The organism is Pedobacter africanus, assembly GCF_900176535.1.
Classification (GTDB): domain Bacteria; phylum Bacteroidota; class Bacteroidia; order Sphingobacteriales; family Sphingobacteriaceae; genus Pedobacter; species Pedobacter africanus.
Genome location: NZ_FWXT01000001.1, coordinates 1,989,841 through 2,016,180, shown reverse-complemented (window position 1 = coordinate 2,016,180; position 26,340 = coordinate 1,989,841). Strand labels below are relative to the sequence as shown.

Below are 26,340 nucleotides of genomic sequence, written 5' to 3'. Positions count from 1 at the left end.
AAAGGAGGAAAACATGAAAAATATTCTATATAGCTTAAGTGTGTTGTTTCTATTTATAGCAGGTGTCTCCTGTAAAAAGAACAATGTAATTACCTACGAAGGAAAGCCTGACATTTATTTTAATGCAGCAACAAAGCTTCCCGATTTTAATGGAGAAGTAATCAGTGATTCAACAGTATTGTCGTTCGCTTATTCAACAGCAACTGATTCGGTCGCAAAAATTATTATCGGAGTAACGGGAGCTATGGCCAATCATGACAGAGCCTACAACTTGGTTGTAGATCCAAGATCGACAGCAATTGCAGGAAAACACTACGATGCTTTACCGACCACTTTTACCATAAAGAAAAACAAGTTAAAAGATACAGTATTGTTAAAGACACATCGTACCTCCGATATGCAAACTGCTGAGCCGCTCCTGATCTTAAATCTTCAACCAAACGAAAATTTTGTTACAGCTATGCAGGATAAGGTATTAAACGCAACAACGGGTAAAAAGTACAGTTACGTTAGTTACAAGGTATATATCAATGATATTGTGAAAAAGCCGTCCGGCTGGTTTGATTTTTATCTGGGCGTATTCAGCCGTAAAAAATTGTTCCTGATGGTAGATGTCTTAAGTGTTGAACCCAGTTTTTTTGTAGGTTCCCCTTCACTTGGTATACTAGGGGCATATGGTAAATATATGCAGCGTTATTTAAACGATCAGAAAGTTGCGGGCAAAACTGTCTATGAAGATGACGGAACCGAAATGATCATGGGCGCCGGAGTTCAATAGTATTAACCATTAAAAATGAAATTTATGTTTACTAAAATACATACTTATCTGATCGCCCTGGCGATAATACTAGCATATTCCTGTAAAAAGGACCTTGGCAATTACGATTATAAATCAGTTAACGAGGTGCAGCAATTTGGTGGGGTTAACGACACCACTGCGGTTTACGGTAGTCAGTTTACAATAAAACCAATACTGTCGTTTACGGCTGATAATGGCGCAGATACAACAAAATATAGTTATGAATGGGCCTATGTAGGGCCGAACGGGCTTGGAGGTGATAAGATGTTTGTATTGGCCACTACCCGCAACCTGAATGTAAAAATGACCTTGGTTGCAAGGGCATACACATTTTATTATGGAGTTACCGACAAAGCCAGCGGAGTGAAATATCGTAAGAAATTTACTTTAACGGTGCAGAATGAAATCAACGAAGGATGGTTCCTGATGACAGATGTAAATGGGACTGCGCGGCTGGATGTAATATCCAGGAAATCAGATGGCAGTTTCGTAAACATCATAGACCTGCTAAAAGTTACAGAGTCCGGGCTCACGTTAAAAGGCAAACCTGTAATGGCTTATACTTATCCTACTGGCTTGCTGATCGGCCCTGATGCAATCTCTTACGGCTTATATCTTGGAACCGATCAGGGCACTACTAAAATAGATCCAAATACTTATAAATGGACCAAAACGATGGACCTTAGCTATGAGATGTTTGGTGAGATACCTGTTGGTTTTTATGCTCAGGCAATGAAAGCTAGAAATAATTCCAGTGCGTATATGCTGGGTAAGGGGAATGTATATCTCTATGATAGACCGGTAAATGTGTATTACGCTACCCCAATTAATTATATCGATGCAGAGAAAAAAGGCTTTACAGCTGCTCCGTTTCTTGGTTCGGATGAAACCAGCCCTGTATTACCATTAATCCTTTATGATTCGGATAACCGAAGGTTTGTGAAGCACAGTGGTACAGCAGCTTCCTGTACAACGCTGCCTGAGCCTGCTGCGGATAAAAAACTATTTAGCTTCAGTACCGGTATGGATTTGCTTTATATGGAGTTTGTCCGTTTTAATGGTACCGAAGTGTTTGCCATTTTAAAACAGCCAACAGGAACAAAGAGATTTTTGGCAAGGTTTAACATTTCCAGCAATGAACAGTCTTATTATGCAGAAATTCTGGCAACAGATTTTGATAAGGCAGAACAATATGCGATTAGTCCTGACCTGGCTTATGTTTTCTATAATGTAGGGTCAAAAGTATATGAATATGACATCTTCCTTAAGACAACCAAGCTGGTTGTAGACAAGGGAACAAATAGGGTATCATTAATTAAATTCCATGTATTCCGGTCTACAACAAAATATCCGGAAGGGAATAAACTTATTGTCTGCAGTTACGATCCGGCTTTACCTGAAGGAATAAATGGTAAGATGGAACTTTTTACTGTCCCTCCTTTAAACGCCGATTTGCAATTATATAAATCTTTCAGTGGGTTCGGGAAAGTACAAAGCCTAACCTACAGGGAACGATAATAGACGAAGCCAGGTGTCCGATAACACCTGGCTTTAAACAATCAACACACATAAACTAACTAACATGATTAAAAAACTGTTTAGCGCGGCCTTATTCATAAGCATGGCCGCACTTCAAACCCAGGCGCAATTGCCGGTAGAGATCAGCGGGCAGCTGAACAAGGAGAGAAAGAGCCCTGTAAAACTTTTTAAAGTAGTAGAAGGGCGCCCCGTTGAAATTGCCGTGTCAACCCCTGAAGAAAAAGGACGCTTTGGCTTTCTTTTTTACCCGGAATATGAAGGTTTTTATGTCGTAGGGACAGGCACTGTGGGCAGTCCTAACGACAACTATAAGTTTTACTTTAAGGGAGGCGATAAACTTTCGCTGACCATTTCGGAACTGACTTATGCACTCGATGGAAAGCAGAATTCAAAAGAGAATGTGCTGATGACCGAATGGCACGATTTTACAAATCCATTAGAGCAGAAAGCCATCAATTTCATGAAAAACCAAAGCACTTTTGTTGACTTCTTCCCTCAGTTGGAGGAAATCACTGGAAAAGCTAAAACTTTCCTTAACGGCAAGGTAACAGGCAATGCAAAGTTCGATAAACTGATGAAGGAAAACATGGCATGGGATCTGGCCAGCTATGCTACCAATTTCCTGAATACCCCGCGTTCGGCGCATCCTTCGGTTGAAGAGTATAGTCCTTATTATGCTACGTTAAAGACACAGGATTTTGCTAAAAGCGCTGCGGCAGTGTACCGTCAGCCTTGGGGTTCACGTACACTGGGTGGTTTGATCAGCGTAAACATGAGGCAACAAAATATGAAGTATACGCAGGGGCTTGAAGGCCTGAAGAACGACCTGAGCTTTATTCCTAATGATACCTTAAAAGGCGATTTCGTTTTGGAAAACGGCGCGCGTATGAAAAGTTATGATGAGTACCAGGCGCTGACAGCTGCCTATGGTAAATACTTGCTGACTAAAAGTCAGCAGCAAAAAAGCCGCGATTTGCTGGCCCCTCTAGCCTCATTAAAGCCAGGCGATCCTGCTTTTGCCTTTTCTTATCCTGATAAAAACGGAAAGACCGTAACAATGGCAGACCTGAAAGGAAAAGTGGTATTGGTTGATGTATGGGCAACCTGGTGCGGCCCATGTAAGGCCGAGATCCCTCATCTGAAAAAGCTGGAGGAAGAAATGAAAGGTACCGATGTACAGGTAGTCAGCATTTCTGTGGATGAAGCAAAAGATAAAGATAAGTGGTTAAAGATGATCAAAGATGAGAACCTGGGTGGCCTGCAGTTGTTTGCAACCGGCTGGGGCGATCTTGCCAAGTATTATAAAATTACGGGTATACCACGTTTTATGGTATTTGATCGTAATGGAAAGATCGTAACCATCGATTCCCCGAGACCGTCTAAACCTGAACTGAAACAATTACTGGAAAAAACGCTCGCCGCAAAATAATACAAAGGCCGGTTGATCCGGCCTTTGGTTTTATATTCCGAACCTAAATGATATACACATGAAATCTTTTTTAGCGGTAGCTGGCTTGATGCTGGGGAGCCTCATAGCAAAAGGACAAACCGACAGCATTTTCATTAAAGGAAACCTTAAGGGATTAGGCAACAATAAAGTTAGCATTTCCTGGACTGGAGAAGGCAGTAAAAACGGATATATAGTTGTTCAAGGCAATGCCGATCAGTTTTCTGCACGTGTAGCCGCACGGAAAACTCCGGTTGCTGCACGACTTAATATTTCCTGGCCGAGAGAAGGCCAACATAACCAAATTCCCATCGCGCCATTTAATTTTTTCCTTCTTGATCAAGACATCTTTATGGGCGGGGATGCCCGGTTTCTGCAGGGGGTAAAGTTGCAGGGAGGCAAACAAAACAAGCTCTACAATGATTTGCAGCAGAGCATGGTGGCAACAGAAGTTAAACAAAAGCGTTTGATGGGCCGGCTGCTCGAAAAGGATAAAAAACTTACAGCGGCCGATTCGCTGAAGTTGCACGAAGAACTGATGGCAACTTACCGGGAAAATTCTGCAAAGGAAAAAGCTTTTATAAAGGCCCATCCTGATGCTTTTGCTTCGGTATTCATTTTATCGCGCACAGCCAATGGTTACGGTGCTGATGAATACATTGCCGCATGGAATGCATTGGCGCCTGATTACAAAAATACTGTCCAGGGGAAAGACATTGAACAAACAGTTCAACGCTTGTCGCTCACCAAGGCGGGTACTCCCGTTCTGGCATTTGACCGGGTAGACAAAGATGGCAACCGGGTAAGCAGGGAAACACTGAAAGGCAAGGCTTATATCCTTGATTTCTGGGGTAGCTGGTGCGGACCGTGTAGGGCAAGCCATCCGCATTTGAAAGAACTCTACAAAAAATACAAATCAAAAGGATTTGAAATTGTGGCCATAGCTCATGAACGGGGCAAAACGCTTGAAGACTCCAAAAAGAGCTGGCTAAAGGCGATTGAAGAAGATGATATCAGATGGGTGCATATCCTGAACCAGGATGGCATTGAACAGCAGAATATTGTAAAAACATTTAATGTAAATGCTTTCCCTACCAAGATACTGGTTGGTGCTGATGGAAAAATCATTACCCGGACCACCAGCGGGGCTTCTGATGCCATTGACAAAGCACTGGAAAAGATCTATGGTTTCTAAGTCAATCTAAAACAAAGAAATAATGAAGTTTAAAAACAGCTATAAACATTTCTTACTACTGGCACTGGCGTTACAATTGCTGGCCTTTGTTTCAAAAGCAAAAGAAATTGCGCGGATTCCTTTTGAAAGCCATAACGGCACCATCATCCTCACGGTAAAGCTAAACGATTTTCCGCGCCCTTTAAGGCTGTTGTTTGATACGGGAGCCGATGGTATGGCCATAGGGCAGGGCCTGGCCGATTCTATAGGGCTAAAAGTGGCCCGTACCCAGAAAGCCTCAGTAGTGGGCGGTTCTATGGATATTTCTGTTTCTACGGGAAATACAGTGCATATGGGCGATTTTGATTTTAAGAACCAAAGCATCGCGATTTTTAAAGAAATGCACAAGGAAGGAACTGATGGCATCATCGGCAATACCCTGGCCCGGCATTATATTGTTAAAGTGGATTATGACCGCAAGGAAATGCTCCTGTATAACTTCGGCGATTTAGAAGAAAAGGGAGGACAGGCCATTCCTTTTACAATCCCTGCCGGTTTATTTATCATTCCTGGCACTTTAAGCATTACGCCCGACCAGCCGCACACCGGTAATTTTGTATTCGATACCGGTGCTGCATACAATCTGATCTGCTTCAGGCCATTTGTAAAACAGCACAAACTATTGGTAAGCGGATTTAAAGCCGAAAGTCATGGCAGCACCGTAAGCATGGGAATGAACACGCCTACATTTGCCGGAAAGGCCGCTGCTTTTTCTTTTTCAAATGTGGAGCCAATAAAAAATATGTTGGTTACGCTGATGGCGGGCGGCGGTCAGAGCGAAAGCTGGAACCCCGGCTTTGACGGTTCTATAGGCGTAGGGCTGATCAGCAAATACAACTTCAGCATCAATATGCAGAAAAAAGAGATTTACCTAATTCCTAACCAAAACTATAAGAAATGAAAACATTTAAAATTTATTTAAGCCTGATGCTGCTGGTATTGACGGCAAGTGCACAGGACGGCCAGTTTACAACAACCTCCGATTGGAAAAGCCTGCTGGCCCAGGCCAGGAAAGAAAACAAAATGGTATTTGTTGACGCCTACTTTGTAGGCTGCCATCCCTGTAAGCAGATGGACGATGAGGTTTTTCCTTTGCCAGCTGTGATGAAGCAGATGAAAGACAATTTTGTAAACGTTAAAATTGATTTTTACAAAGAAGACCTGGGTAAGGAACTACAAGTGAAATACATGGTTACCGGATTCCCTACCTTTTTGCTTCTGAACAGTGATGGCCAGCTGGTGAATAAGTTTTCAGGGTACCAGGAAGCAGATAAATTCCAGGAGCTGCTTAGTGAAGCCGTTGTAAAGTCGAAGAAAGGTATTGCCCTAAAAGGTTTTAGTCCGGCGTTGGATGTGGCACACGTCGATTTTTATAAGGCAGTGTTTACGGAACGTAAGCCGGTTGATCAGGATAAGCTGATTCCTTACATTAAGGGGAAAGATATCCTTGCTGAAGTGAATGCTGTTCCTTTTTTAATGACCAGATCACTGAATTCGGAACTTGCTGACCTGCTGCTTAAAAACTATAACCAGTTTGAAGCTTTATATGGAAAAGACCTGGTTTATGGACGGAGGAATGAGATTATGGCCGCCAGAATTAAAGCTGAGCTCCCGGAAAAGAATGATCTGAAATTTGAGATGTTCCTAGACAAAGTAAAGCCTTTATTCTCTAAGACCGACTGGCCTTATGCACGCCTGGATATGGCAGAAGCTTATTATTACAGACAGCTGAAAGACCGTAAAGCATTTTTTAAATATGCCGCCAAAAACTTTAATGATGATGACAACAAGATCCGTTACATGGCTATGTACCTGTATGGTGACGGTATTGATGAGGAAGAAAAGCAGCTTTTTGCTGATTGGATGGTAAAAGTGGTTTCAGAAAAATCACCCTATAGCGTATTGGGTACTGCAGCCGGTATGATGAAGGCCCAGAACGATCCCGAAAGGGCGCGCTTGTATGCAGAATGGGGAATAAGGAAGGCAAAAGCGCTCAATAAACCTACAAAGCATTTTGATAGTATATTGAATTAGCCGCTTAATTACGCTCAAATGAAAAATAAATTAACGTATAGCTCAATCACATTAGGTGATTATATTAGAAAGATAAGACTGGAGAAAGGATATTCCCAATATTATATGGCAGATGCGCTTGACATATCTCAAAACTCATATTGTCTTTTAGAAAATGGTCAAACAAAAGCATCATTAGACCGGATTATCCAGGTTGCCTTGATTTTTAAACTTAGCCCCCTGGGATTTCTGGAGGGCTATTTTAATCAAATTGATAGATGATATCTATTTTCTTTATCTGTTGCTTTCTTCATTTTTATCTCAGTAAATTTTGGTTCTACATTAAACTCTTTTATGAAAGGCTCTTATCTTCTCCTATTTTTATTCTTTTTATTTATTATTAGCTGTAAACCGGACAAAGCTGATATAGACTTTAGTGGTTTGGAGAGTTTGGATCAAATACTTCAAAAACAAAAAAAAGAAAGTAAATATGTTGTGCTAATTTTAACTAAATCTGGGTGTGATTTGTGCGATATCTATAAGAAAGAGCTAAATGGACTGAATAATAACAAAAATGCAGCCTTTGGTTCGGACTTGATGATGAAATCTGTTGAAGCGAAGCGAGAGAACCTGTGGTTAAATCAATTGCTTAGGGAATATAGTTTTCCATTGACAATTGTTTTGGATAAGGAAGGAGATGTTCGTGGCTTCTTTAGGGGGGCCAGGCCAGAGGTTTTAAATATGGCCTTGCGTGCTATTTATTCTGGAAAGATCTATTATGAATCAAAAGCCCAGTTTCTTAATTTAGATAGTGCTGCTGTTTTCTCAGATGAACAAAAAATTAAGCTTATAGATGAATTGTTGAAAGCGTTTATTGCTATTAGAGCCGGTAATGCGTTAAATAACCACCAGTTGGCAGGGGTAATAAGAACGGTTAAATGGCAGCCTTATTTCTTTAATAATTATCTGTTGACTAAGGCAATGATTATGGCTAAGGACACCATTCAAGCGCAGAAGCTGGCATATCAAACATTGAACCTATATAATGAAGAGTTGGACGCGATTCTTTATCCGTCTTTAAAAAATGAACTACGTTATCTGGTAAATAGAAAATACAAGTTTTTTGAGGATGCACTTATTACTACCCCAAGAACCGAAATAAATTTTGGTAGTGAAAACGTTGGTGTATTAAAAACTGTAAGAATTCCTATTAGAAACGTAGGAAAAAAGCCACTTATAATTAATAGCGTAAAGGTTTCATGTGATTGTTTGAAAGTCACATGGCCTCATGAACCCATTTCTCCCGGAAAAACCGGTGAGATTACCGTTGGTTATAAACTTAAAGAGGTGGGAGCTTTTAATCAAAGTTTGTTTGTTTTTTCAAGTTCTCCTACGGAGCCACTTCAAATAAATATTACTGGAATTGCGCAAATTATTTAAACCAAACTATATGAAAAAAACAATTTTTGCTTGCTTATGCCTTCTGGCATTTTTTTCTGTCACGGCTCAGGACCCTCCAGAAAATCCCTGCGTAGGGAAGGAACAGGACGTTATATATGCTTATCCAACAGATTGTCGTCGTTACTTTGTTTGTGTTGAAACAGATCCGGGTATTCTTATTCCTATTATGGGTGTATGCGCCACAGGTACTTACTTCAGCGATTCTGAAAAACTTTGTACTACAATGGCAAATGCGAAGAATCCCGCACCACCGTGCAATTATGTCCCACCAACGCCTTAACTTTTATAAAGGTGTAATTGTTTAAATTTGAGTAATTACACCTTTCCTTTATTAACTAAACCTATGACATATAAAATACTGATCGCCGTTGTTTTCCTCGTGTATTGCAATGGTATAAAGGCTCAACACATGCAGCAAGCCGTAGTGCCGAAATGGCTTTCAAACGTTAAAATTGATGGAAAATTGGATGAATGGGCTGAACTAAAGTATGAAAAGCAAAATAACCTGTGGTTTGCTTTGGCAAACAGTGATAAATATCTATACCTCGCCATAAAAAGAGATAAGAATCTTTCAAAAGTTGATCGGGGCGGAATTAATTTTACGCTGTCAACAGACAAAAAAGACAAAATCAGTTTTACTTATCCTGTTTTACTATCAAGTAAACCGGATTTTGATGTTATACGCCCTCAAGGAATCTCTATTATTCCTGATAGTATTATTTCTGTTTATAATGAGCATGGAATTAAAGCCGCATTGGTTAAAGAAACAGGGGTAAATGGTTTAGTTTATAATATCGAATTTGCTATTCCATTAAAGTTGATACGAGAAAATCTACCGGACTACGATAACCAGGTGCTTCACTACGCTATAATTCTAAACGGAAGTAGCAATACAAAGGCTGCAGCTCTATTAATGAGCTCCTCCATAGAAGCTCCGACACCAGAATTGAGAGAAAAAGTAATTGATCTTTATACTCGTACAGAGTTTAAAGGGACTTATAACATGGTACGCAAACCAGAATAGTGATGGTCTAAAATTGTTATGTCTAAACTATTAACAATTATTCTTCTTTTCGTTTTGTGTACTGTAGCGCTGGCACAGGATAAGGAAACTCCTACACTTTCGGTTCGGCAAGTAAGCGGAATTGTATTGGACTCCGCTCAAAATGGAGTTTCGGGTGCCGTTGTCATCCTCAAATCTGCGGCGGATACTCTTAACGCAATAAGCAACGAGGAAGGTGTGTTTGTTTTTAGCCGGGTTAAATCTTCAGTATTTAGCCTTACGATATCCTGTCTTGGCTACCTTCCGTTGGTGCAAAAACATCTCCAAAGCGATAGCAAGAATTTGATTGTGCTTAAGCCTATACAGCTAAGAACCGAAGCGTTTCATCTGAAGGAGGTAACCATAAGTGGTAAAGTAGGAATAAAGTATAAGCAGGATACTGTTGAATATAGGGCAAGCGATTATAAGGTCATGGACTATGCTTCTTTAAAAGACCTGATAAAAAAAATGGACGGTTTTGACGTAGATGCTGAAGGAAATCTTACCCATAATGGCGAAACGATCAGAAAAGCGAAATTTAACGGCGCTACTTATTTTGGTGGGAATGTAAAAAATGCCATTGACGAGTTGCCTGCTGAGATTATAGAAAGAATACAGGTGATTGATGATTACGGTGAACAGGCCAGGTTTACCGGGCTGAAGGCAAATTCGCAAAAGGTGTTAAATGTGGTTTCAAAACCTGATCGTTCAGTTGGCTTACTGAGTAACCTAGAAACAAAAGGTGGAACCCGTGATCAGTTAAAAGCAGGTGCTGGCTTAAAACGTATTGATGGATTGGACCAGAAAGGAGTGGGTATTGTTTATGCTCAGAAGCCACTCGGCATTACTGAACAGGGAATCACCCCTGTGGTAAGCTCTGGAATGGATAAGAATAAAGACCTTAATTTGGTATGGAATAAGAGCTTTAATAAAGTTGATGTCGAAAATACTTACAGTTTTTCAGATAGGGTCGTACATTCTTTTAAAAATGTGTCTGGGTCGGAATTTTATGATGATAATTCTGTAATCTCAAAAAGTGAGATCGAAACAGACGTAAAAGATAAGAAGCATCAGCTAAATAGTAAGATTAACTATCATCTTGATAAAAACCAGGATTTTATTTTTGGAGCTTTGCTTACTCATCAGCATTCGTCGGTAGCAAACGACCGTAACACTGCTTATGATGGTTTGCAACGGCAAGTGCAGTCGCTTAATGATTACCATAGAACCTCAAAGCCATCTTTTAACATAAACGGTCTATATCGACTTAAACTAAACGATGCAGGAGCAAATTTAGCAATTACTGCGCAGATTGGACGCGAACTCATGGATAGGGATAGAGATCAGCAAAATAAAGTGGTATTTTATGAAGATGCCACGGGTGGGGGAATTAACCCAGCACGGTATAGGTTTGGCTTTTTTACCGCCAGGCAACAATATCAACTTTCTGTAGTACTTGGCTATCCTTTAAGCCACCGGGAATCTTTGATTTTGCAGGCCAGCAGCAATTATAACTCAACGAAGAATCATTCCTCTGCAAAAGTAGAAGATAGTGAAAACTCCTGGAGGTATATTGATTCGCTGGGGCAGCAATTCGAATATAAAAATATACAGTATCCGGTACTTGTAAGTTACAGGTATAAGTATAAGGAGTATGAGGTAGCAATAGGAGCTAAGACCATTTTCACTGGGTTGAAGACTTTAAATGCCTTGTCGGGCAGCAATTCTGATAAAATATTTTCTAGGATAAGTCCTGATGTTCACTTAAGGTATACTGGATCAAATAACCTTCAGTTTAGTCTGAAATATATCGGGGAGATAACAGCCCCTACATTTGAAACGGTGCAGCCGCTACAGGATATCAGCAATCCGCTGTATCAGAGATTTGGCAATACTGAACTAAAACCAGTATTTGCCCAAAAAATCGATTTAAAATATAACCAGTATTTTAATTCTAGCGGCGTGTATTTGATGTTGGCAATTGGAGTCGGTTTGGCAGAAAAAATTGTAGAAAACCAATTTCTTAAAATAGAAGATAATGTTTACATCCGTGAGACCCGATATATTAACAGTAGAAACAATCGTTCTTTTCAGTCCAATTATAGCATTGGCAAGCGTTTTTCAGGCAGCGGGTATAACTTGAATTTAGTGGGGATGTTTCAGTATCAGGATAACAAAATCGCTAACAATTTTATCTTTTCTAAGAACAATTTTTACAGCCTCTATCAGAATATAAATCTCGCATTTACTTTAAAGAAATGCATGGAAACAAAGATCTCAGTTATTTATTTGTATAATCGCATGTCTTACGTAGCATCGGATCACAATTTCTTTGAACAGCGCTGGCATGCCGTGGTGGATGGGAAGGCTTATTTAGATAATACCTTCAATTTGATCTATGAACTAAGTCAGCAAATTGTTAGTGGTTTGCCATCCAACACTGTCAGAAACCCTTTTGTAGTAAATCTGATGGCAGAAAAACGTTTTCTTAAAGCCAAAAATGCAACATTTTCCTTGGGCGTTTCTGATCTTTTTAAAGCAAGCAATTTTGTCAACCGGATAGCTGCAGTAAATGGTATCACAGAGATCAAAACTAATGCAAATAGCCGTCTATTTATGTTGAAATTTCAGTGGGCACCTCAAAAGTGGTCAGGTTCAAAAAGCAAATCGGGTGTCAGGAATAGTGACGGAAGTTTCAAACCATAGACCCAAAGATAAGTGAACAAACATAAAGTTCTAAAAATATGTCGCATACACAATCAGTGCGAAATTTGATTGACTAAACAAACTTTTAATTATGGAAAAATTTATTCCTCTTACAAAAGCAGAAATGAAAAAAGTAACCGGTGGCGGTGGAATTTGCCCTGAAGGCTTATGCTGGAACGCAAACACTCAGACGTGTGACTTTATTTTTGAAGGAGAGCAGTGCCCTGACACCATTACCTGTATTATTGTAGCCAAAACTTCTCCATCCGATTGTGGAACCGGTGGATATATTACAATGCCGGCTACCCAGGACCCCTATGCCTGGTGTGCGGCCCAGCCATGCTGTGGTGAAATAACCTGCTTTAATTAATCTTTCGTTCAATACGACTATAAGCCACTCGCAGGTAGTATTACTACCTGCGTTTTTACTGTTTTTTCTAATATCTTTTCTATCTTTTACTGTTTACGCACAGACAGATCAGGAAAAAGCTAAGGCGTGGGCGCCAATAGAAAGGACGTTGATGGAACAAACACGTTCTTTGTTTGGTTGAAGCTGTGTTTATCGAAGTATTAAGCAAGCCTTTGGTATGGGTTGTTTAAACCCTTTTGGTATTGGAACCCTTGGTTAACCCTTACCCAAAGGTTTGCCAAGGGTTAACCAACCTGGGGAACATTTCAGAAAGCTACCCTTTTAGGGATTCGATTTCGTCAATGGTAAGGCCAGTTAATTCGGCAATTTCTGGTGTTAAAGGGCTTTAGTACTGGATGGGCAAAATTATATTAGGTTTTATGCTTTCACACTGTCTTCGTAAGTAGGGCCATACATACCAGGCACTTTGTTGCCTGTTGCACGCAGGTAAACGATCATCTCGCCACGATGGTGATAAATGTGGCTAAAAAGAAAACCACGAGATACAATGCCTCTTGGCATAGGGCCAAGAACAACTTTGTCGCCAACCTTCATGGTCCAGTTGTCCAGTAGCTTTTGCTCAGTAAGCGAATTTAGTGCCGCTCTGGCTTTCTCAACATTGCTTTCGAAAAGTTCCAGAGTAGCTTTAATATCGTTTGTATCGCCACGTTGTAGGCTATCAGCAGCCATATCATATACGTCTTGGGTAAGTGTGCCAACGTACCAATAATAAATGGTGGCAATATGCTGGGCAAGCTCGCCCATGGTCCAGGAAATTTCTGAGGGCCTGTAGCTAAGGTCTTTTTCAGGAACTGCCTGTAATAATTTACGGGTACTTTTTACTTCGTTTTCGAATTCTCCGATAAGTTGTTCCAGTATCATACGATAATAGTTATTTGGGTTAAAATGTATACAACAACAGCATTTTGGTTTTGTTTGTTCCTTTTTCTTTGCTAAAAGGCTATCGGTACGCCGATTGGGTAAAATGCCTTTTCATCGATCCAAACTGCCTTTCTGCCTATTCCTTATTCTTTGGCAGGCACATATCCCGTAATTTTATTCCCAATCTAACACCTTAGTGATTAGGAGGGCAAACAGGGGAGAGGTGTTTTTTAGGGTTGCAGATCTTTTCTGCATGTATAATTTATCCGTAGGTAGTGGCGCTACCTGCGGATTTATAAAACTGGCACGCGTTATGCATTGTTTCACTATACCAAATTTTAAGATCATGGAACGTAAACAGAAAACAGATCCTTTTTCAGAGCAGATCAATCTTATTGAGAATTTTGAAGTAGAATATTGGGCGAATAAGCTGGGAATTAGGCCAAGGCTACTTCGGGAAATTGCAAAAACAACAGGTAATAATGTACACGATATACAGAAGTACCTGAACAAATAAGTATCAATTAAAAATAAAGATAAGCCCCTGTCAGCATAACTGACGGGGGTTTTTTGTTTACCTGCAATTCATTTAAAATAAAGCCTTATTTATTTAGATTGATTCCAATTAATTGTTAGATTTGCGGAAATTTAAAGCATATGTATAAAAAATGTACCCAAAAGAAATATTTTATGAAATTATTGCTGCTCTTGGGCAGTGTTTTATTTCTGCCCCTCATGGGTTACGCATCTCACTATAAACTTACTGAAAGAATTATAACAATAACTGACAAGGGCGGCATCAAGGGCACTGTAAGGACCAGTGACGGAAAGCCTGCCGAATTTGTAACCATTACTATCAAAGGTGTAAAAAGCGCTCAGGTTGATGCGAGGGGCAATTACATATTGAAGGAACTGGAGCCCGGAAATTATAAACTTGTAGTTAGTTTTATAGGCAGGGTTGTTCAGCAAAAAGAAGTTACCGTTGTAGCAGCCGAAACGATAGCTGTTGATTTTGAACTTACCGAAAGCAACGAACAGCTGGAAGAAGTTGTGGTAAATGGTGGCAGCACCAATAAATTTGCGGTGAAAAGAACGACAACCGCGGCCAAGATGCCTTTGGGTAACCTGGAGAACCCGCAGATTTACACCACCATACCTAAAACCCTGCTTACCGAGCAAATGGTTACAGAGTTTAGCATGGCGTTAAAAAACAGTCCCGGCATTTATAAAATACAGGGCAGCAGGGGGATCAATGCCGATGGGGCCTCATTCTACACGATGCGTGGTTTCCGTACAGAGGCTTCGCTCGTAGATGGCATACCATCGCAAACCAATGGTGAGATAGATCCGGTAAACGTGGAACGTGTAGAACTGATAAAAGGGCCTTCAGGAACGCTTTACGGTGGTGCAGTGGTTGCCTTTGGCGGTGTAATCAATATTGCAACCAAAAAACCAGTAGACACCCTGGGCGGGGAACTTAGTTATGTAACCGGAAGCTACGGACTAAACCGGCTTTCGGCTGACGTATATGGTCCGGTGAATAAAGATAAGAAGCTTTTATTTAGAATGACAGCGGCCTATCAAAATCAGAACAGTTTTCAGGATGCGGGTTTCAGGAAGTCAATTTTTGCGGCACCTTCATTTGAATACAGGGTAAACGAAAAGCTGACACTGAACTTAAACGCAAGTTTCTATGAGCTGGAGGGAACCAGTACACCTTCGATCTTTTTAACGCGTAACCGACCGTTTATTGCAACAAAGCCTGAAGAGTTGAATTTCGACTGGAAGCGCTCATTTACCAGTAACGACATTATTATGCGTAACCCTACAGTAAACGTACGCGGGCAAATTACTTATAAACTGTCCGATCAATGGACTTCACAAACTATTTATTCCAGCAACACCAGAAAATCTGATGGCTTTTACCAATACCAGTTTATGCGCGCTGCAACAGACAATATATTGGAGCGTAACATCTCTCTGCAAAATTCGGTAAATACAAACACAGATATTCAGCAGAACTTTATTGGTGATTTTAAGATTGCCGGTTTACGGAACAGGTTAGTTGCTGGCCTGGATTATCTGAATATTACTGTAAATAACGATAACTCTCCTTATATTGCTTTTGATCAGGTAGATGCGTTAAACAACGCTGATCCGAATTACCTGAAACTTTCGCGGGCGGCTGTGGAAGCCAAACTTGCAGCTAGTACAGGGGCACCGACGAAAAACAGTATCAAAAGTAATATTTATAGTGCTTATGCCTCTAATGTGCTAAACCTGACCGACAGGTTATTAGCAATGCTGAGTTTGAGGGTAGACCGCTACCATAACCGCGGCATACGCAATCAGGCTATCAATGCCCTGACTCCAAACAGTGCATATTTGCAGACTGCAATATCACCAAAACTTGGCTTGGTATATCAGGTGCTGAAAGACAAGGTTTCGTTATTTGGTAACTATATGAACGGTTTTAGTTACGTAGCCCCGTATGCGCAAGCTCCGGAAACAGGGCTTTCCAGTACTTTTAAGCCTCAGCATGCCAATCAGTTGGAGGCAGGGATAAAAATGGAATTGCTTGAGGGCAGGCTTAGTTTTACAGCCAGTGCTTATGACATAGAAGTAGAAAATGTGACACGGGATGAGGTTGTTAATATAGGTGGTGTAAACTATAATGCCAGGTTTCAGGACGGAACACAGAAAAGCCGTGGTGTGGAGCTGGAATTGATTGCGAATCCTTTTGAAGGGTTGAACATCATAGCAGGTTATAGCTATAACGACAGCAAGCTTACAAAGGCTATTCCAGAGCTGATAGCCCGCAGGCCAACATCAGCTGGGCCGGTAACCTTAGTCAATTCATGGATCAGTTATGTTATTCCAAATGGTAACCTGAAGGGCTTGGGCATTGGTACCGGTATCAATTATATCGGTAAGCACAAAACAAGCAATCATAAAACTACAGGTGTATTTACCCTGCCATCTTACATTATGGCTACTGCAACCGTATTTTATGATAAACCACAGTATAGAATAGGGGTTAAAGTTGATAACTTAGCCGATGAAAGGTATTTTGCAGGGACAGGAGTTCTTACCCCGCAAATGCCAAGAACAGTGGCAGGTAGCTTTACCTTTAAATTCTAATTATTGACGATTAAAAAAATCATAGCACAAATTCACCTCTGGCTCGGATTAATTTCCGGGCTGGTTGTGTTTGTAATTGGCCTTACAGGTTCAATTTATGCTTTCCAGGATGAAATTAAAGACCTGGTTTATAAAGAGCGTTTGTATGTAGAGGTGCCTGCAGGTGCACAGCGCTTGCCCCTGAGCCAATTGATTGCAGTGGCCGAAAAAGCATTTGGTAAAGACCGTAAGCCATCAAGGGCCGAGCTTTCGCAAATGCCAGGCCGTACGTTTATGTTCAGGGCGATGAAACTGAACCGGGAGGCATTTGGATATTGGAATTATTACCAGTACTATGATAAAGTATACCTGAACCCTTATACCGGGCAGATAGTATTTAAGGAGAACGCTAAAAAGGAATTTTTTACAGTAGTGCTGGCTTTGCACATGAACCTGTTGATGGGCGACAATGTAGGCCATTTTGTTGTAAAATGGTCTGTAGTGTGTTTTGTTGTTTTGCTGTTAAGCGGCCTGGTTTTGTGGTGGCCAAAAAAATGGAAGCGCAAGCAGCTGAAAAAGCGCCTTTCGGTAAAATGGAATGCCAAATTTAAACGGCTTAATTACGACTTGCATAATGTTATTGGCTTTTATAGCTTTTTGGTATTGATGATTATCGCTGGTACAGGCTTAATGTGGTCGTTTGACCTGACTACCGATAAGAAAGCCAAAGTCTTATCGGATACCACCCAAATGAAGGATATAATGCCGGCAGACCTTATCCTGAACCAGGCTCTTCAGGCATCACCTGAAACAGCATATTTTTTATACAATTTCCCCTCTGCCAAAAGCGGAACTGTGAACGTTTCGGCTTACCAAAGTGAGATGAAGCTGTACAACAGGGTGCAGTATAGGTTTGACCGGTACAGTGGAAAGCTGCTGCAAGCCGGAGAAACCTTTAGCAAACTGCCAGTAGGTGCTAAAATTATAGCCATGAATTACGACCTGCATACCGGAAGTGCACTGGGATTTACGGGAAAATTGCTGGCCTTTTTGGCCGGGCTTATTGTTGCGGGCCTGCCTATAACCGGTTTCCTGATCTGGTGGAAACGAGGGAAATCAAAACAAATGTAAAATAAACATGACATATTGATTTATTTGCTTGACATTTATGTAAGAAATACTTTACATTTGGTAAAATAAAATTGATGTTATGAAAAATCATTTACTTCTTCCTGGCAAATACAAGGTATATGGTTGGGTTATTTTTTTAGTTTTTGTGTTATTGCATGTTTTTGCAAATGTCCTTTACCCTGAACTAGGCTCAAAACTTCCACTATCTTTTCAAAAAGATGGTCCGGAATCTTTTTTTGATCCAGACTCGAACATGACTTTTTCTGGAGCAGGAATCCTGCTAGGTTTAGTGCTAATTTGTTTTGCTTCAGAAAAACAGGAGGATGAATACATTTCTTACCTTCGGCTACGCTCCTGGCAGCTTTCCGTTCTGATTTCTTATGGGATATTGTTTGCAGCAAATTTGTTGGTATACGGCGGTGCTTTTTTTAGTTTTATGATTTATAACCTCCTTACGGTGTTAATCGTGTTTATTATTACTTTTAACCTAAGTTTATATAAACTTAAAAGAGAAAGGCTTGCTGATGAAAAATAACCTGCGTGTACAGAGGGCCATTAAAAACATTACCCAGGCGGAACTGGCCGAAATGATCCAGGTATCAAGGCAAACCATCAATACCATAGAATCTGGTAAATACGTGCCCTCAACGGTGCTTGCCTTAAAAATGGCAAAGGTGTTTGAAGTGCCTGTAGAAACAATTTTTGAGTTGGGAGAAGAGGATTGATTAATCGGAATTTTAGATTATTTTTATCTATCATTCTAAATTATGCCAAACCAAAATTCACCACTTTACCAGAGCGCCAAAAAGCTGTGGAATACGGTAGTAAAAGAAGATGCTACCCATGCTTACGAATTACAATTGGAGCTCGATCTGCATAAGCGATTGCTCAATCTTTTTCAGCCTGGAACTTATTACTATTACGTTTTTAATATTTTCCAGGCCGAATTTGAATTTGTGAGTGCCGGTGTTACCCAGGTGTTGGGTTACCCGCCTGAAGAAATGACCATTCATCGTTTCCTGGAAATAATGCATCCCGATGATAAGCCCTACTTTTTGCAGTTCGAAAAACGGATTACAGAATTTTTCAAAGCCTTGCCATTTGACAAGATCCCTAAATATAAGATGCAGTACGATATCAGGATGCGTGCCAGTAATGGCCGGTACATAAGATTACTGCACCAGGCCGTGCAAATAGATTATGACGAATCCAATTATTATCGTACGCTGGATATTGACACCGATATTACCCACATTAAGCCCGAAGGCACACCAACTTTTTCTATTATAGGCCTTGATGGAGAACCGTCGTACCATAATATTACTGAAGCTAATACGCTTACACAATCTTACGACTTGTTTACGAGAAGGGAAAGGGCAGTTTTAAAACTGATTGTAGAAAACAAAAGCAGTAAAGAAATAGCGGATAGATTATTTATAAGCCCGCATACTGTAAGCGCCCACCGCAAAAACATACTGAGAAAAGCCGATGTTAAAACGCCTGTGGAACTGGTGTGCAAGGCCTTGCATGAAGGTTGGATATGATGGCTAAAAGCTGCTTAAAAAATAGCTATAGCTAGCTATTTTTTAAGCGCTGAACTTGCCGGAAATTTGTAAGGAACCATGAACTAATCCTCCCTTACAATGAAAAAACTTTACTTTTTGTTCGTCTTGCTGTTCAGTGCAGTTTATTGCTCAGCACAAAAGAATTTCGGCCCCTGGGAACAACTCAGCTGCTATAAAGGCCTTTATGTCAGGATCGAAAAAGATCATTATGATAAAAAGACCAACCAGTGGTTTTATTTGATCGAATTCCAAAACAGGTACAATAAAAAAGTTGGCTTTACCTATTATTTTTATAATCCGGCAACCGAAAAACCCAAAGAGGTAAACCCGGGATATACTTTTGGCGATGCCTATCCAAGGCTTAAGCCTGGTGATATAACACGCCAGCAGATTGCGGTTATTGGCGAAGGAAACCCTATTGCCCAGGTATTTGATGTTTGTTTTGTATTTAACAAAGACGGCCAGACGAGCTGCACAGCTGAAGCATTTAAAGGAAACGGTGCTTTTGCGCAATGTGATAACGGAACACCTAATTACATAGTTTATACTACCACCGCAGAAAATGACAGCAGTACTGCTAAAAGCACAGGTAATTTCGGTAATGAAACCAGCCCTGGAAATGCTCAGCAGAAAAAGTTTGATTACATGATTGTTCAGGGTGACAGTGCTTTTGGCAATAAAAGCTATGATAACGCCATGACTTATTATATGCAGGCACAAAACATAGCCGTAACCGAGGATCAGAAAAGCACAGCCCGGCAGAAATACAACCAGGCTGCTGAAGCCAGACAGGCAGTAATAAGAGGGCAACGCGTAGCAGCAGCAAAAGACAGGGACAAAACAGAGGATGTAGCTTATACTGCTGCTGCGGGCGCTGCAATAGGGGCCATGTCGCTTGTAAATGATGGCTATACACATCAGGGTTTTTCGGGCAAGTTCCAGGTGGGGGTAGGCTATGACCAGACCCCAATGGTAACCAATGCCGTAGCGGCTTCTTATGCAGATAAGGTAGCTTACCCGACGGTTGATTTTGGATTAAAGCTTGAAATGCTGAATAACAAGCCTGTTAACATTAATCTTAGAGGACTATATTCTGTAGGGCTTCATGCTTTTGAAACAGGTGTCAGCGGAACGCATGTGATCACCGGCGTAGACGGGGCCCTACAATTCTGGTACAAAACGGCTACAAAGTTTAAACTGTTTGCAGACTTTGGCTGGTACCATAGGGTTGGCGACAGAAAGCGGGACCAGGATGCTGTAAACGGAGGCGAATCGGCTACCGATGATGTGCGGGAAGGCAAATACAACTATAAGGTAATGCGGTTTGGCTTTGGACCGATGTTGCACATTAGAGATAGAGGTAAAGAAACGTGGCTAAAACCCGGAGTGTATTTCGATAAGGTTTCTTTTGCCAGGGATGACAAACCTACAATTGTATTTTCATTAAATGCCAATATCAAAAGTGCCATTAATATTGAGGCTGCTTACGGCAAAGACTATCCGGCAGGTGGTACAGCGAATTTCCCGAATGCTTTCACAGCTGCCAAACAGAATTACTTTTCCGTCAGAATAATGAGGCAGGGAAAACTTTGGTAAAAACTATTTGCTATTTTTGTATCATACATTTGATGCGCTCGATGATACATGAGGGAAGAAGATTTAAGCCGTATTCCGGATGATGAGCTGCTGCTGCTTTTTAAAGCAGGGGACAGGAATGCGTATGAACAAATCTACAACCGTTACTGGGCCATTATGTATGTATATGCACGTAAAATAATGGCCGATGCAGACGATGCGCAAGATATTGTACAGGAGGTTTTTACCTACCTGTGGCATAAAGGTGCGGAGCTTAGCATTAAGACTTCCCTCGCTGTTTATTTATATACTGCGGTGCGTTACCGTATCTTTGATCTGCTAGACCATCGCAAAGTAAGAACGGATTATAAAGCCTACCTGCAGCAATTTATTGATGAAGGTGAATACATTACGGATAATCAGCTTAGGGAAAGGGAGCTGGTTGCTGTTATTGAAAGGGAGGTGGCCCTGCTGCCCGCCAAAATGAGGGAGATGTTTGAAATGAGCCGCAATGAAGGGCTTTCACATAAAGAGATCGCTGAAAAGCTGGGCGTTTCAGACCTTACGGTAAAAAAACAGGTCAGCAATGCCGTAAAAATCCTTAAAGAGAAATTAAAGCTGTTCTCGATATTTATTACTATCAATTTCTGATGATAAAATAAATTTTACTTTGATCTACTCCATCTGTTTTACCTAACCTACATATCTCTAAGCAACCTTATTTAAGCTTAGAAGATGAAGCAAGATTACCTACCGGAGGATTTATTATATAAGTACAAAACCGGCACCTGTACTGAAGAGGAACGGGCCATAGTTGAAAGCTGGCACATAAAGGAGCTGCAGCAAAGCAGTTTTATGCCGGATGAAGCTGAGCTTGACAGGGTGGGAAAGGCCATATGGGCTGCCTTGCCTGTTCATGAGGAGCTACCAACACGTAAAACAATTCCGCTATGGCTTAGGTACTGTGCCGCGGCATCTATTGCTTTAATTTTGGCAATTGGGGGATGGTATTTCTTTAACCCAAAGCCAGCTGCAGAAAAAACAGAAAGTCAGGCCAGCAGGTATAAAAATGATGTAGCGCCAGGGGGCAATAAAGCTGTACTTACACTTGCTGATGGCTCAGAGATTAGTCTGGATGATGCCGTCAAGGGTAAAGTTGCCAGTCAGGGAGGCATTGTGATCCGTAAGACTGCCGAGGGGAAACTGGTTTACGATGTGCTGAAGCAGGATCAGTTGAGCGCTGCTGCACCCCGGTACAATACCATTGCCACGCCGCGGGGCGGGCAATATCAGTTAAATTTACCCGATGGGACAAAAGTATGGCTAAATGCGGCTACTTCGCTCAGGTTCCCGGCTTCATTTGCCGGTTTGGCCGACAGAAAGGTTGAGCTTAGTGGGGAAGCTTATTTTGAAGTAGCTAAAAATAAAACCCATCCTTTTATTGTAAAAACATCTGGTCAGGAAGTACTGGTATTAGGTACTCATTTTAATGTAGAAGCCTATCCGGGTGGATCTGCTGATAAAACTACCCTGATGGAGGGGAGCATAAAGCTGAAATACAATGCAAAAGATTACCTGCTAAAGCCCGGGCAACAGGCTGTCCTGGCCGCTGGCGCTAATATAGAAACTGCGGACACCGAAGCGGTAATGGCCTGGAAAAACGGGAATTTCATTTTTGTGGACAGCAACATTAAAAGCATTATGGAAGTGCTGCAACGCTGGTACGACATTGATGTGGCATATGAGGATAGTGTGAACCAGGTGGGCTTCAACGCAGAAATATCAAGGGAAAGATCTTTAATACAGGTGCTTGCCGCGCTGGAAAAATCGGGGAACGTGAAGTTTAAGATTGAGGGGAGGAGGGTGACCGTTATGTAATTGGAAATCTACATAAAATGTAATCCAAAAAAGAACCAGGAGTGATTGGACCCACCCCTGGCTAAATGGCCGGATTACTTAATTAAAATATACGTAAGACTATAATCAACTAATTACCAAACCAATCTCTGAAAAGAGAATAAACTCAAATGTATGAATTTTTATGCGCTATTTAAGCGCAGGCAATTTGCTTGTGGAGCAAATAAGATACTGCGAATTATGAAACTGACCATTGTCATATTAGTTACCTCCCTGCTGCATGTAAGTGCGGCTGGTTTCGCTCAGCGGATCAGCATGAATAAAAATAAAGCTTCCCTGCTTGAGGTGATCAGGGAGATCAGGAAACAAAGCGGTTATGATTTTGTGATCACCAGTCCACAGATCAGGGCTGCCAGGCCGGTGAGTATTACTGTTCAGAACAAAACCCTGAAAGAAACCCTGGACGAATGTTTTGCCGGACAACCATTTACATATGCGGTTGAAGGCAATATCATTGTGATTATGAACCGACCGACAAACGTTGCGGCTAATCCCCAACCACCTGTCGTGATCAAAGGCCGGGTAAAGGACAGCAAAGGAAATCCCTTGCCAGGGGCGTCTGTGATGGTATTGGGTACCCGCAGAGCGGCCATGACCAATGCAGAGGGGTATTTTTCTATTGTGGTAACAGAAAAGTCTGTACTGCGTATCAGTATGATAGGCTTTGAATCTGTTGATGTTCCGGTAAGCGACCAGAAAGAGCTGGACATTACGCTGAAAGAAATGAACCTGGAACTGGGCGAACTGGTGGTGGTAGGGTACGGACTGGTCAAGAAAGAAAACCTGACTACTTCGGTAGCTACCATTACCTCGGAGCAGATTACGCAGATGCCAACCACCAATCTTTCGCAGGTATTTGCGGGGCGTATCCCAGGGATGCTGGCCCGAACCAGTTCTGGTGTTCCGGGAGCGGATGATGCTACTTTGCTGGTTAGAACCAGTAACGGTTCACAACCTCCCCTGCTTGTGATTGATGGGGTTCCACGGATCAATGCTTTTGGTAACGGACAGTATGGGCTTGGGGACATAGATCCTAACGAAGTGGAAAGCATCTCGGTATTAAAGGACAATGCAGCAGGAGCCGTTTATGGTTCGAGAGCCGCAAATGGGGTAATTATCGTGACTACCAAGAGAGGTAAATTGGGTAAACCGCAATTTAATTACATCAGTAATTTAACGTGGAGCAGGGCAGGTAAGATGGTGAAGAATACGGATGCCTATACTTATGCCTTGACCCAGAATGAATTTTACACGAACAGTGGCCTGACAGCGCCTTACTCCGCTGCAGTTTTAGATACCATACAAAGGCAGCTAGCCCCCTATAAATATGCCAATACAGACTGGATTGGTTTGCTAACTGGAAAACCAGCCCTTGTTCAGAACCATAGTCTGAATATAAATGGCGGGGTTGAAAGTGTTAAATACTTCATATCGGGGTCCTATGCAGACCAGCAGGGAATGTACCCTGGCAATAGTTTGCAGCGCTATACTTTGCAAAGCAATTTTGATGTAAACCTGAGCAAACAGTTTAAAGCACAGGTGAACCTGGGGTACAGAACTTCCAAGCAAAATATTCGCGGAGGATCTACTGCAATGAATCAGGCTGTTAATACTTCTCCATTAACGCCGGCTTATATGCCTAATGGTACATTTGGTGCTGGCACAACCACTGCCAATCCATTGGTTACCATTTCTGAGCAATCTGGCTATCAATATATAAAAGATAATTTTCTAACATTGGTAGGGAAGCTGACCTGGGAACCAACCTTTTTAAAGGGCTTTTCAGCGTATGCAAATATTGCTTCTGAAAAACTGTTTCTTAGAGGAAAGTCCTATCAGGTGCCAGTTCCGCAATTCAGGCTGGATCCTTCTTCCCCAACTGGTTATTTTCAGGCTGCTGGTGCAGGAAAACCAACGCTTAATGATAATACTAATGATGCCAATAATTATACCCTGGATATGGGGATGAATTATAAGTATCGTTTTGGCAAACATGGCATAGAGGCCCTGGCTTTGTATACCCAAAGTGAAAACAGTAGTAATACAAACAGTGACACCCGTCTGAACCTTGTTGCACCCGGTCTGGATATTCTGAATTTAGGTTCTACCATTGGTGAGACTACAAGCGGGACGCGGGGGCAGATGGCACGTGCCGGATATGTTGGCCGTTTGAATTATGACTTTGACAACCGCATATTTTTTGAAGCCAGTTTCCGTTTTGATGGTTCTACTTTTTTTGCGCCGGGCAACCGCTGGGGTTTCTTTCCGGGTGCATCAGCAGGCTGGATAATTTCTCGGGAAAACTTTTTTGCTGGAGTAAACGACGTGGTGAATTCCTTAAAGTTAAGGGCTTCGGTAGGTTTAACCGGGGATGATTCGGTAGGTGCAAATAGCTATTACTACACATACAGGATTGCCAATACAGGCGTTCAAAATGCTAGCGGCTATATCTTTGGTACCGCTTATACACCAACCTTTGTACTTGCTAACGGCAGTTTACCTAATGAAAATATTACCTGGGCGAAGAACAGGCAAGAGAATATTGGCATTGATGCTGTTCTTTGGGACCGCAAGTTGGGGCTTACTTTTGATATTTATCGAAAAAACCGTTACGATATGCTCCGTACGAGTGATGCTGTACTGCCGGGTACTTTTGGTATCAATGCTCCGATCCAGAATTTTGCAAAGATGCGTGACAGGGGCTTTGAGCTGGAACTGACCAGCGAACAGCAGTTGGCGGCGGACTGGAAATTATCCCTGAATGCCAACTTTACCTATGTGCGCAGCGAATGGGTTGAAATGGGTACCAGGTTGTTACCAGATTATCTGCGACAGGAAGGCCGCTCTACCAATGCTTTGGTGGGCTACCATTCACTGGGTATCTTTCAGAATGCAGCGGAAATTACCGCATGGCCGGTAGACCAGGATGGGCTTAAAAATAGCAGCATTAAGCCCGGGGACCTCAAATTTGCTGACCGGAACGGAGATGGGAAATTAACGGTAGATGATCAGATCTGGATGGATAATATGGGCTTTCCACCAATCAATTTTGGTTTTGGTTTTAACCTTAAACATAAAGGGGTTATGCTAAGTGCCTTTTTTAATGGTGCGATGGGAGGTTACATTCGTTATGGAGCAAACACCAACTGGCAATATATTTATGACAACTCCTGGAGGCCTGGTAATGAAGGTGCAAAATATCCAAGGCTGGCCTCATCCACCAATAACTCCAGAGTTTCGGACGCCACATTAATCAAAGACGATTTCCTGAGGTTAAGGGATGTACGCTTGAGCTATGAACTGCCAAAAAAATGGCTGGATGCGGTAAAATTGAAACAGGTTAGGTTGTATGCGCAAGCTTCTAACCTGTTTACCTGGACTTCTGTACTGGGCGGTATCGACCCCGAAACGCCTAACCTGGGAACAGGTGGGGCAAGCGGTGGTTTTTATCCGAACCAGAAAAATATAGGCTTTGGTGTAAATGTTAACTTCTAAACTTA

The 26,340-nt window shown here is 41.6% G+C and carries 23 protein-coding genes and 1 pseudogene; 23 read left to right on the top strand and 1 reads right to left on the bottom strand.

Annotation, left to right across the window (positions count from 1 at the left end):
• Positions 1 to 13: 13 nt before the first annotated feature.
• From B9A91_RS08400 to B9A91_RS08345, 13 genes and pseudogenes are all read left to right on the top strand, one after another.
• The gene (locus B9A91_RS08400; protein WP_159451672.1) at positions 14 to 778 is read left to right on the top strand and encodes a DUF4843 domain-containing protein; all 765 of its coding nucleotides are present in this window, start codon (positions 14 to 16) and stop codon (positions 776 to 778) included.
• Between the two features lie 24 nt (positions 779 to 802).
• Positions 803 to 2,317, top strand: coding sequence for a PKD-like family lipoprotein (locus B9A91_RS08395; protein ID WP_159451671.1), 1,515 nt, complete (start codon positions 803 to 805; stop codon positions 2,315 to 2,317).
• A gap of 64 nt (positions 2,318 to 2,381) precedes the next feature.
• Complete coding sequence (locus tag B9A91_RS08390) at positions 2,382 to 3,767, top strand: TlpA family protein disulfide reductase (protein ID WP_200815618.1); 1,386 nt, start codon at positions 2,382 to 2,384, stop codon at positions 3,765 to 3,767.
• Positions 3,768 to 3,825: 58 nt separating this feature from the next.
• Positions 3,826 to 4,980, top strand: a complete 1,155-nt coding sequence (locus B9A91_RS08385; protein ID WP_084237905.1) for a TlpA family protein disulfide reductase — start codon at positions 3,826 to 3,828, stop codon at positions 4,978 to 4,980.
• 22 nt (positions 4,981 to 5,002) lie between these two features.
• Entirely contained in the window at positions 5,003 to 5,920 is a 918-nt protein-coding gene (locus B9A91_RS08380) for a retropepsin-like aspartic protease (protein WP_084237904.1), read from the top strand.
• Entirely contained in the window at positions 5,917 to 7,053 is a 1,137-nt protein-coding gene (locus B9A91_RS08375) for a thioredoxin family protein (RefSeq protein WP_084237903.1), read from the top strand. The genes B9A91_RS08380 and B9A91_RS08375 overlap by 4 nt, the downstream gene beginning before the upstream one ends.
• Positions 7,054 to 7,071: 18 nt before the next feature.
• A complete protein-coding gene (locus B9A91_RS08370; protein ID WP_084237902.1) occupies positions 7,072 to 7,314 on the top strand; it encodes a helix-turn-helix domain-containing protein in 243 nt (80 codons plus the stop codon).
• 72 nt (positions 7,315 to 7,386) lie between these two features.
• On the top strand, positions 7,387 to 8,472 hold the full coding sequence (locus B9A91_RS08365) for a DUF1573 domain-containing protein (protein WP_084237901.1): 1,086 nt from the start codon (positions 7,387 to 7,389) through the stop codon (positions 8,470 to 8,472).
• A 10-nt stretch (positions 8,473 to 8,482) separates the two neighbouring features.
• A complete protein-coding gene (locus B9A91_RS08360) occupies positions 8,483 to 8,773 on the top strand; it encodes a chitin binding peritrophin-A domain-containing protein (RefSeq protein ID WP_084237900.1) in 291 nt (96 codons plus the stop codon).
• A 63-nt stretch (positions 8,774 to 8,836) separates the two neighbouring features.
• Positions 8,837 to 9,517: a hypothetical protein gene (locus B9A91_RS08355; RefSeq protein WP_084237899.1), complete on the top strand. Its 681-nt coding sequence runs from the start codon at positions 8,837 to 8,839 to the stop codon at positions 9,515 to 9,517.
• Positions 9,518 to 9,535: 18 nt separating this feature from the next.
• Positions 9,536 to 9,811 (top strand): annotated as a pseudogene (locus B9A91_RS24585) (carboxypeptidase-like regulatory domain-containing protein); the annotation flags it as partial.
• A gap of 192 nt (positions 9,812 to 10,003) precedes the next feature.
• Positions 10,004 to 12,241 (top strand): outer membrane beta-barrel protein, encoded by a 2,238-nt coding sequence (locus B9A91_RS08350; protein ID WP_235012494.1) that lies wholly within the window; start codon positions 10,004 to 10,006, stop codon positions 12,239 to 12,241.
• 124 nt (positions 12,242 to 12,365) lie between these two features.
• Positions 12,366 to 12,611: a hypothetical protein gene (locus B9A91_RS08345; protein ID WP_159451670.1), complete on the top strand. Its 246-nt coding sequence runs from the start codon at positions 12,366 to 12,368 to the stop codon at positions 12,609 to 12,611.
• Between the two features lie 417 nt (positions 12,612 to 13,028).
• On the opposite strand, the gene B9A91_RS08340 is transcribed toward B9A91_RS08345, so the two are convergent.
• Positions 13,029 to 13,532: a DinB family protein gene (locus B9A91_RS08340; RefSeq protein WP_084237896.1), complete on the bottom strand. Its 504-nt coding sequence runs from the start codon at positions 13,530 to 13,532 to the stop codon at positions 13,029 to 13,031.
• A gap of 346 nt (positions 13,533 to 13,878) precedes the next feature.
• Between B9A91_RS08340 and B9A91_RS24105 the strand changes: the two genes are divergently transcribed.
• The 10 genes from B9A91_RS24105 (at position 13,879) to B9A91_RS08290 (ending at position 26,335) form a co-directional block, all read left to right on the top strand.
• Positions 13,879 to 14,049: a DUF3606 domain-containing protein gene (locus tag B9A91_RS24105; protein ID WP_159451669.1), complete on the top strand. Its 171-nt coding sequence runs from the start codon at positions 13,879 to 13,881 to the stop codon at positions 14,047 to 14,049.
• A 173-nt stretch (positions 14,050 to 14,222) separates the two neighbouring features.
• The gene (locus tag B9A91_RS08330; protein WP_084239631.1) at positions 14,223 to 16,673 is read left to right on the top strand and encodes a TonB-dependent receptor; all 2,451 of its coding nucleotides are present in this window, start codon (positions 14,223 to 14,225) and stop codon (positions 16,671 to 16,673) included.
• A gap of 3 nt (positions 16,674 to 16,676) precedes the next feature.
• Entirely contained in the window at positions 16,677 to 17,783 is a 1,107-nt protein-coding gene (locus B9A91_RS08325; RefSeq protein ID WP_084237894.1) for a PepSY-associated TM helix domain-containing protein, read from the top strand.
• A 79-nt stretch (positions 17,784 to 17,862) separates the two neighbouring features.
• Entirely contained in the window at positions 17,863 to 18,318 is a 456-nt protein-coding gene (locus B9A91_RS08320; protein ID WP_084237893.1) for a hypothetical protein, read from the top strand.
• The gene (locus tag B9A91_RS08315) at positions 18,308 to 18,508 is read left to right on the top strand and encodes a helix-turn-helix transcriptional regulator (protein WP_084237892.1); all 201 of its coding nucleotides are present in this window, start codon (positions 18,308 to 18,310) and stop codon (positions 18,506 to 18,508) included. The genes B9A91_RS08320 and B9A91_RS08315 overlap by 11 nt, the downstream gene beginning before the upstream one ends.
• Before the next feature lie 42 nt (positions 18,509 to 18,550).
• The gene (locus B9A91_RS24530; RefSeq protein WP_084237891.1) at positions 18,551 to 19,327 is read left to right on the top strand and encodes a LuxR C-terminal-related transcriptional regulator; all 777 of its coding nucleotides are present in this window, start codon (positions 18,551 to 18,553) and stop codon (positions 19,325 to 19,327) included.
• Between the two features lie 99 nt (positions 19,328 to 19,426).
• Complete coding sequence (locus B9A91_RS08305) at positions 19,427 to 20,944, top strand: hypothetical protein (protein WP_084237890.1); 1,518 nt, start codon at positions 19,427 to 19,429, stop codon at positions 20,942 to 20,944.
• Between the two features lie 48 nt (positions 20,945 to 20,992).
• The gene (locus B9A91_RS08300) at positions 20,993 to 21,574 is read left to right on the top strand and encodes an RNA polymerase sigma factor (RefSeq protein WP_084237889.1); all 582 of its coding nucleotides are present in this window, start codon (positions 20,993 to 20,995) and stop codon (positions 21,572 to 21,574) included.
• Between the two features lie 84 nt (positions 21,575 to 21,658).
• Positions 21,659 to 22,801, top strand: a complete 1,143-nt coding sequence (locus tag B9A91_RS08295) for a FecR family protein (protein WP_084237888.1) — start codon at positions 21,659 to 21,661, stop codon at positions 22,799 to 22,801.
• A gap of 219 nt (positions 22,802 to 23,020) precedes the next feature.
• A complete protein-coding gene (locus B9A91_RS08290; RefSeq protein ID WP_159451668.1) occupies positions 23,021 to 26,335 on the top strand; it encodes a TonB-dependent receptor in 3,315 nt (1,104 codons plus the stop codon).
• The last annotated feature ends 5 nt before the right edge of the window (positions 26,336 to 26,340 follow it).

Excerpts from the sequence above, each read along its gene's own strand:
- B9A91_RS08400 (WP_159451672.1), top strand. The coding sequence starts at position 14 with ATGAAAAATATTCTATATAGCTTAAGTGTGTTGTTTCTATTTATAGCA.
- B9A91_RS08395 (WP_159451671.1), top strand. The coding sequence starts at position 803 with ATGTTTACTAAAATACATACTTATCTGATCGCCCTGGCGATAATACTA.
- B9A91_RS08390 (WP_200815618.1), top strand. The coding sequence starts at position 2,382 with ATGATTAAAAAACTGTTTAGCGCGGCCTTATTCATAAGCATGGCCGCA.
- B9A91_RS08385 (WP_084237905.1), top strand. The coding sequence starts at position 3,826 with ATGAAATCTTTTTTAGCGGTAGCTGGCTTGATGCTGGGGAGCCTCATA.
- B9A91_RS08380 (WP_084237904.1), top strand. The coding sequence starts at position 5,003 with ATGAAGTTTAAAAACAGCTATAAACATTTCTTACTACTGGCACTGGCG.
- B9A91_RS08375 (WP_084237903.1), top strand. The coding sequence starts at position 5,917 with ATGAAAACATTTAAAATTTATTTAAGCCTGATGCTGCTGGTATTGACG.
- B9A91_RS08370 (WP_084237902.1), top strand. The coding sequence starts at position 7,072 with ATGAAAAATAAATTAACGTATAGCTCAATCACATTAGGTGATTATATT.
- B9A91_RS08365 (WP_084237901.1), top strand. The coding sequence starts at position 7,387 with ATGAAAGGCTCTTATCTTCTCCTATTTTTATTCTTTTTATTTATTATT.
- B9A91_RS08360 (WP_084237900.1), top strand. The coding sequence starts at position 8,483 with ATGAAAAAAACAATTTTTGCTTGCTTATGCCTTCTGGCATTTTTTTCT.
- B9A91_RS08355 (WP_084237899.1), top strand. The coding sequence starts at position 8,837 with ATGACATATAAAATACTGATCGCCGTTGTTTTCCTCGTGTATTGCAAT.
- B9A91_RS08350 (WP_235012494.1), top strand. The coding sequence starts at position 10,004 with ATGGACGGTTTTGACGTAGATGCTGAAGGAAATCTTACCCATAATGGC.
- B9A91_RS08345 (WP_159451670.1), top strand. The coding sequence starts at position 12,366 with ATGAAAAAAGTAACCGGTGGCGGTGGAATTTGCCCTGAAGGCTTATGC.
- B9A91_RS08340 (WP_084237896.1), bottom strand. The coding sequence starts at position 13,532 with ATGATACTGGAACAACTTATCGGAGAATTCGAAAACGAAGTAAAAAGT.
- B9A91_RS24105 (WP_159451669.1), top strand. The coding sequence starts at position 13,879 with ATGGAACGTAAACAGAAAACAGATCCTTTTTCAGAGCAGATCAATCTT.
- B9A91_RS08330 (WP_084239631.1), top strand. The coding sequence starts at position 14,223 with ATGAAATTATTGCTGCTCTTGGGCAGTGTTTTATTTCTGCCCCTCATG.
- B9A91_RS08320 (WP_084237893.1), top strand. The coding sequence starts at position 17,863 with ATGAAAAATCATTTACTTCTTCCTGGCAAATACAAGGTATATGGTTGG.
- B9A91_RS08315 (WP_084237892.1), top strand. The coding sequence starts at position 18,308 with ATGAAAAATAACCTGCGTGTACAGAGGGCCATTAAAAACATTACCCAG.
- B9A91_RS24530 (WP_084237891.1), top strand. The coding sequence starts at position 18,551 with ATGCCAAACCAAAATTCACCACTTTACCAGAGCGCCAAAAAGCTGTGG.
- B9A91_RS08305 (WP_084237890.1), top strand. The coding sequence starts at position 19,427 with ATGAAAAAACTTTACTTTTTGTTCGTCTTGCTGTTCAGTGCAGTTTAT.
- B9A91_RS08300 (WP_084237889.1), top strand. The coding sequence starts at position 20,993 with ATGAGGGAAGAAGATTTAAGCCGTATTCCGGATGATGAGCTGCTGCTG.
- B9A91_RS08295 (WP_084237888.1), top strand. The coding sequence starts at position 21,659 with ATGAAGCAAGATTACCTACCGGAGGATTTATTATATAAGTACAAAACC.
- B9A91_RS08290 (WP_159451668.1), top strand. The coding sequence starts at position 23,021 with ATGAAACTGACCATTGTCATATTAGTTACCTCCCTGCTGCATGTAAGT.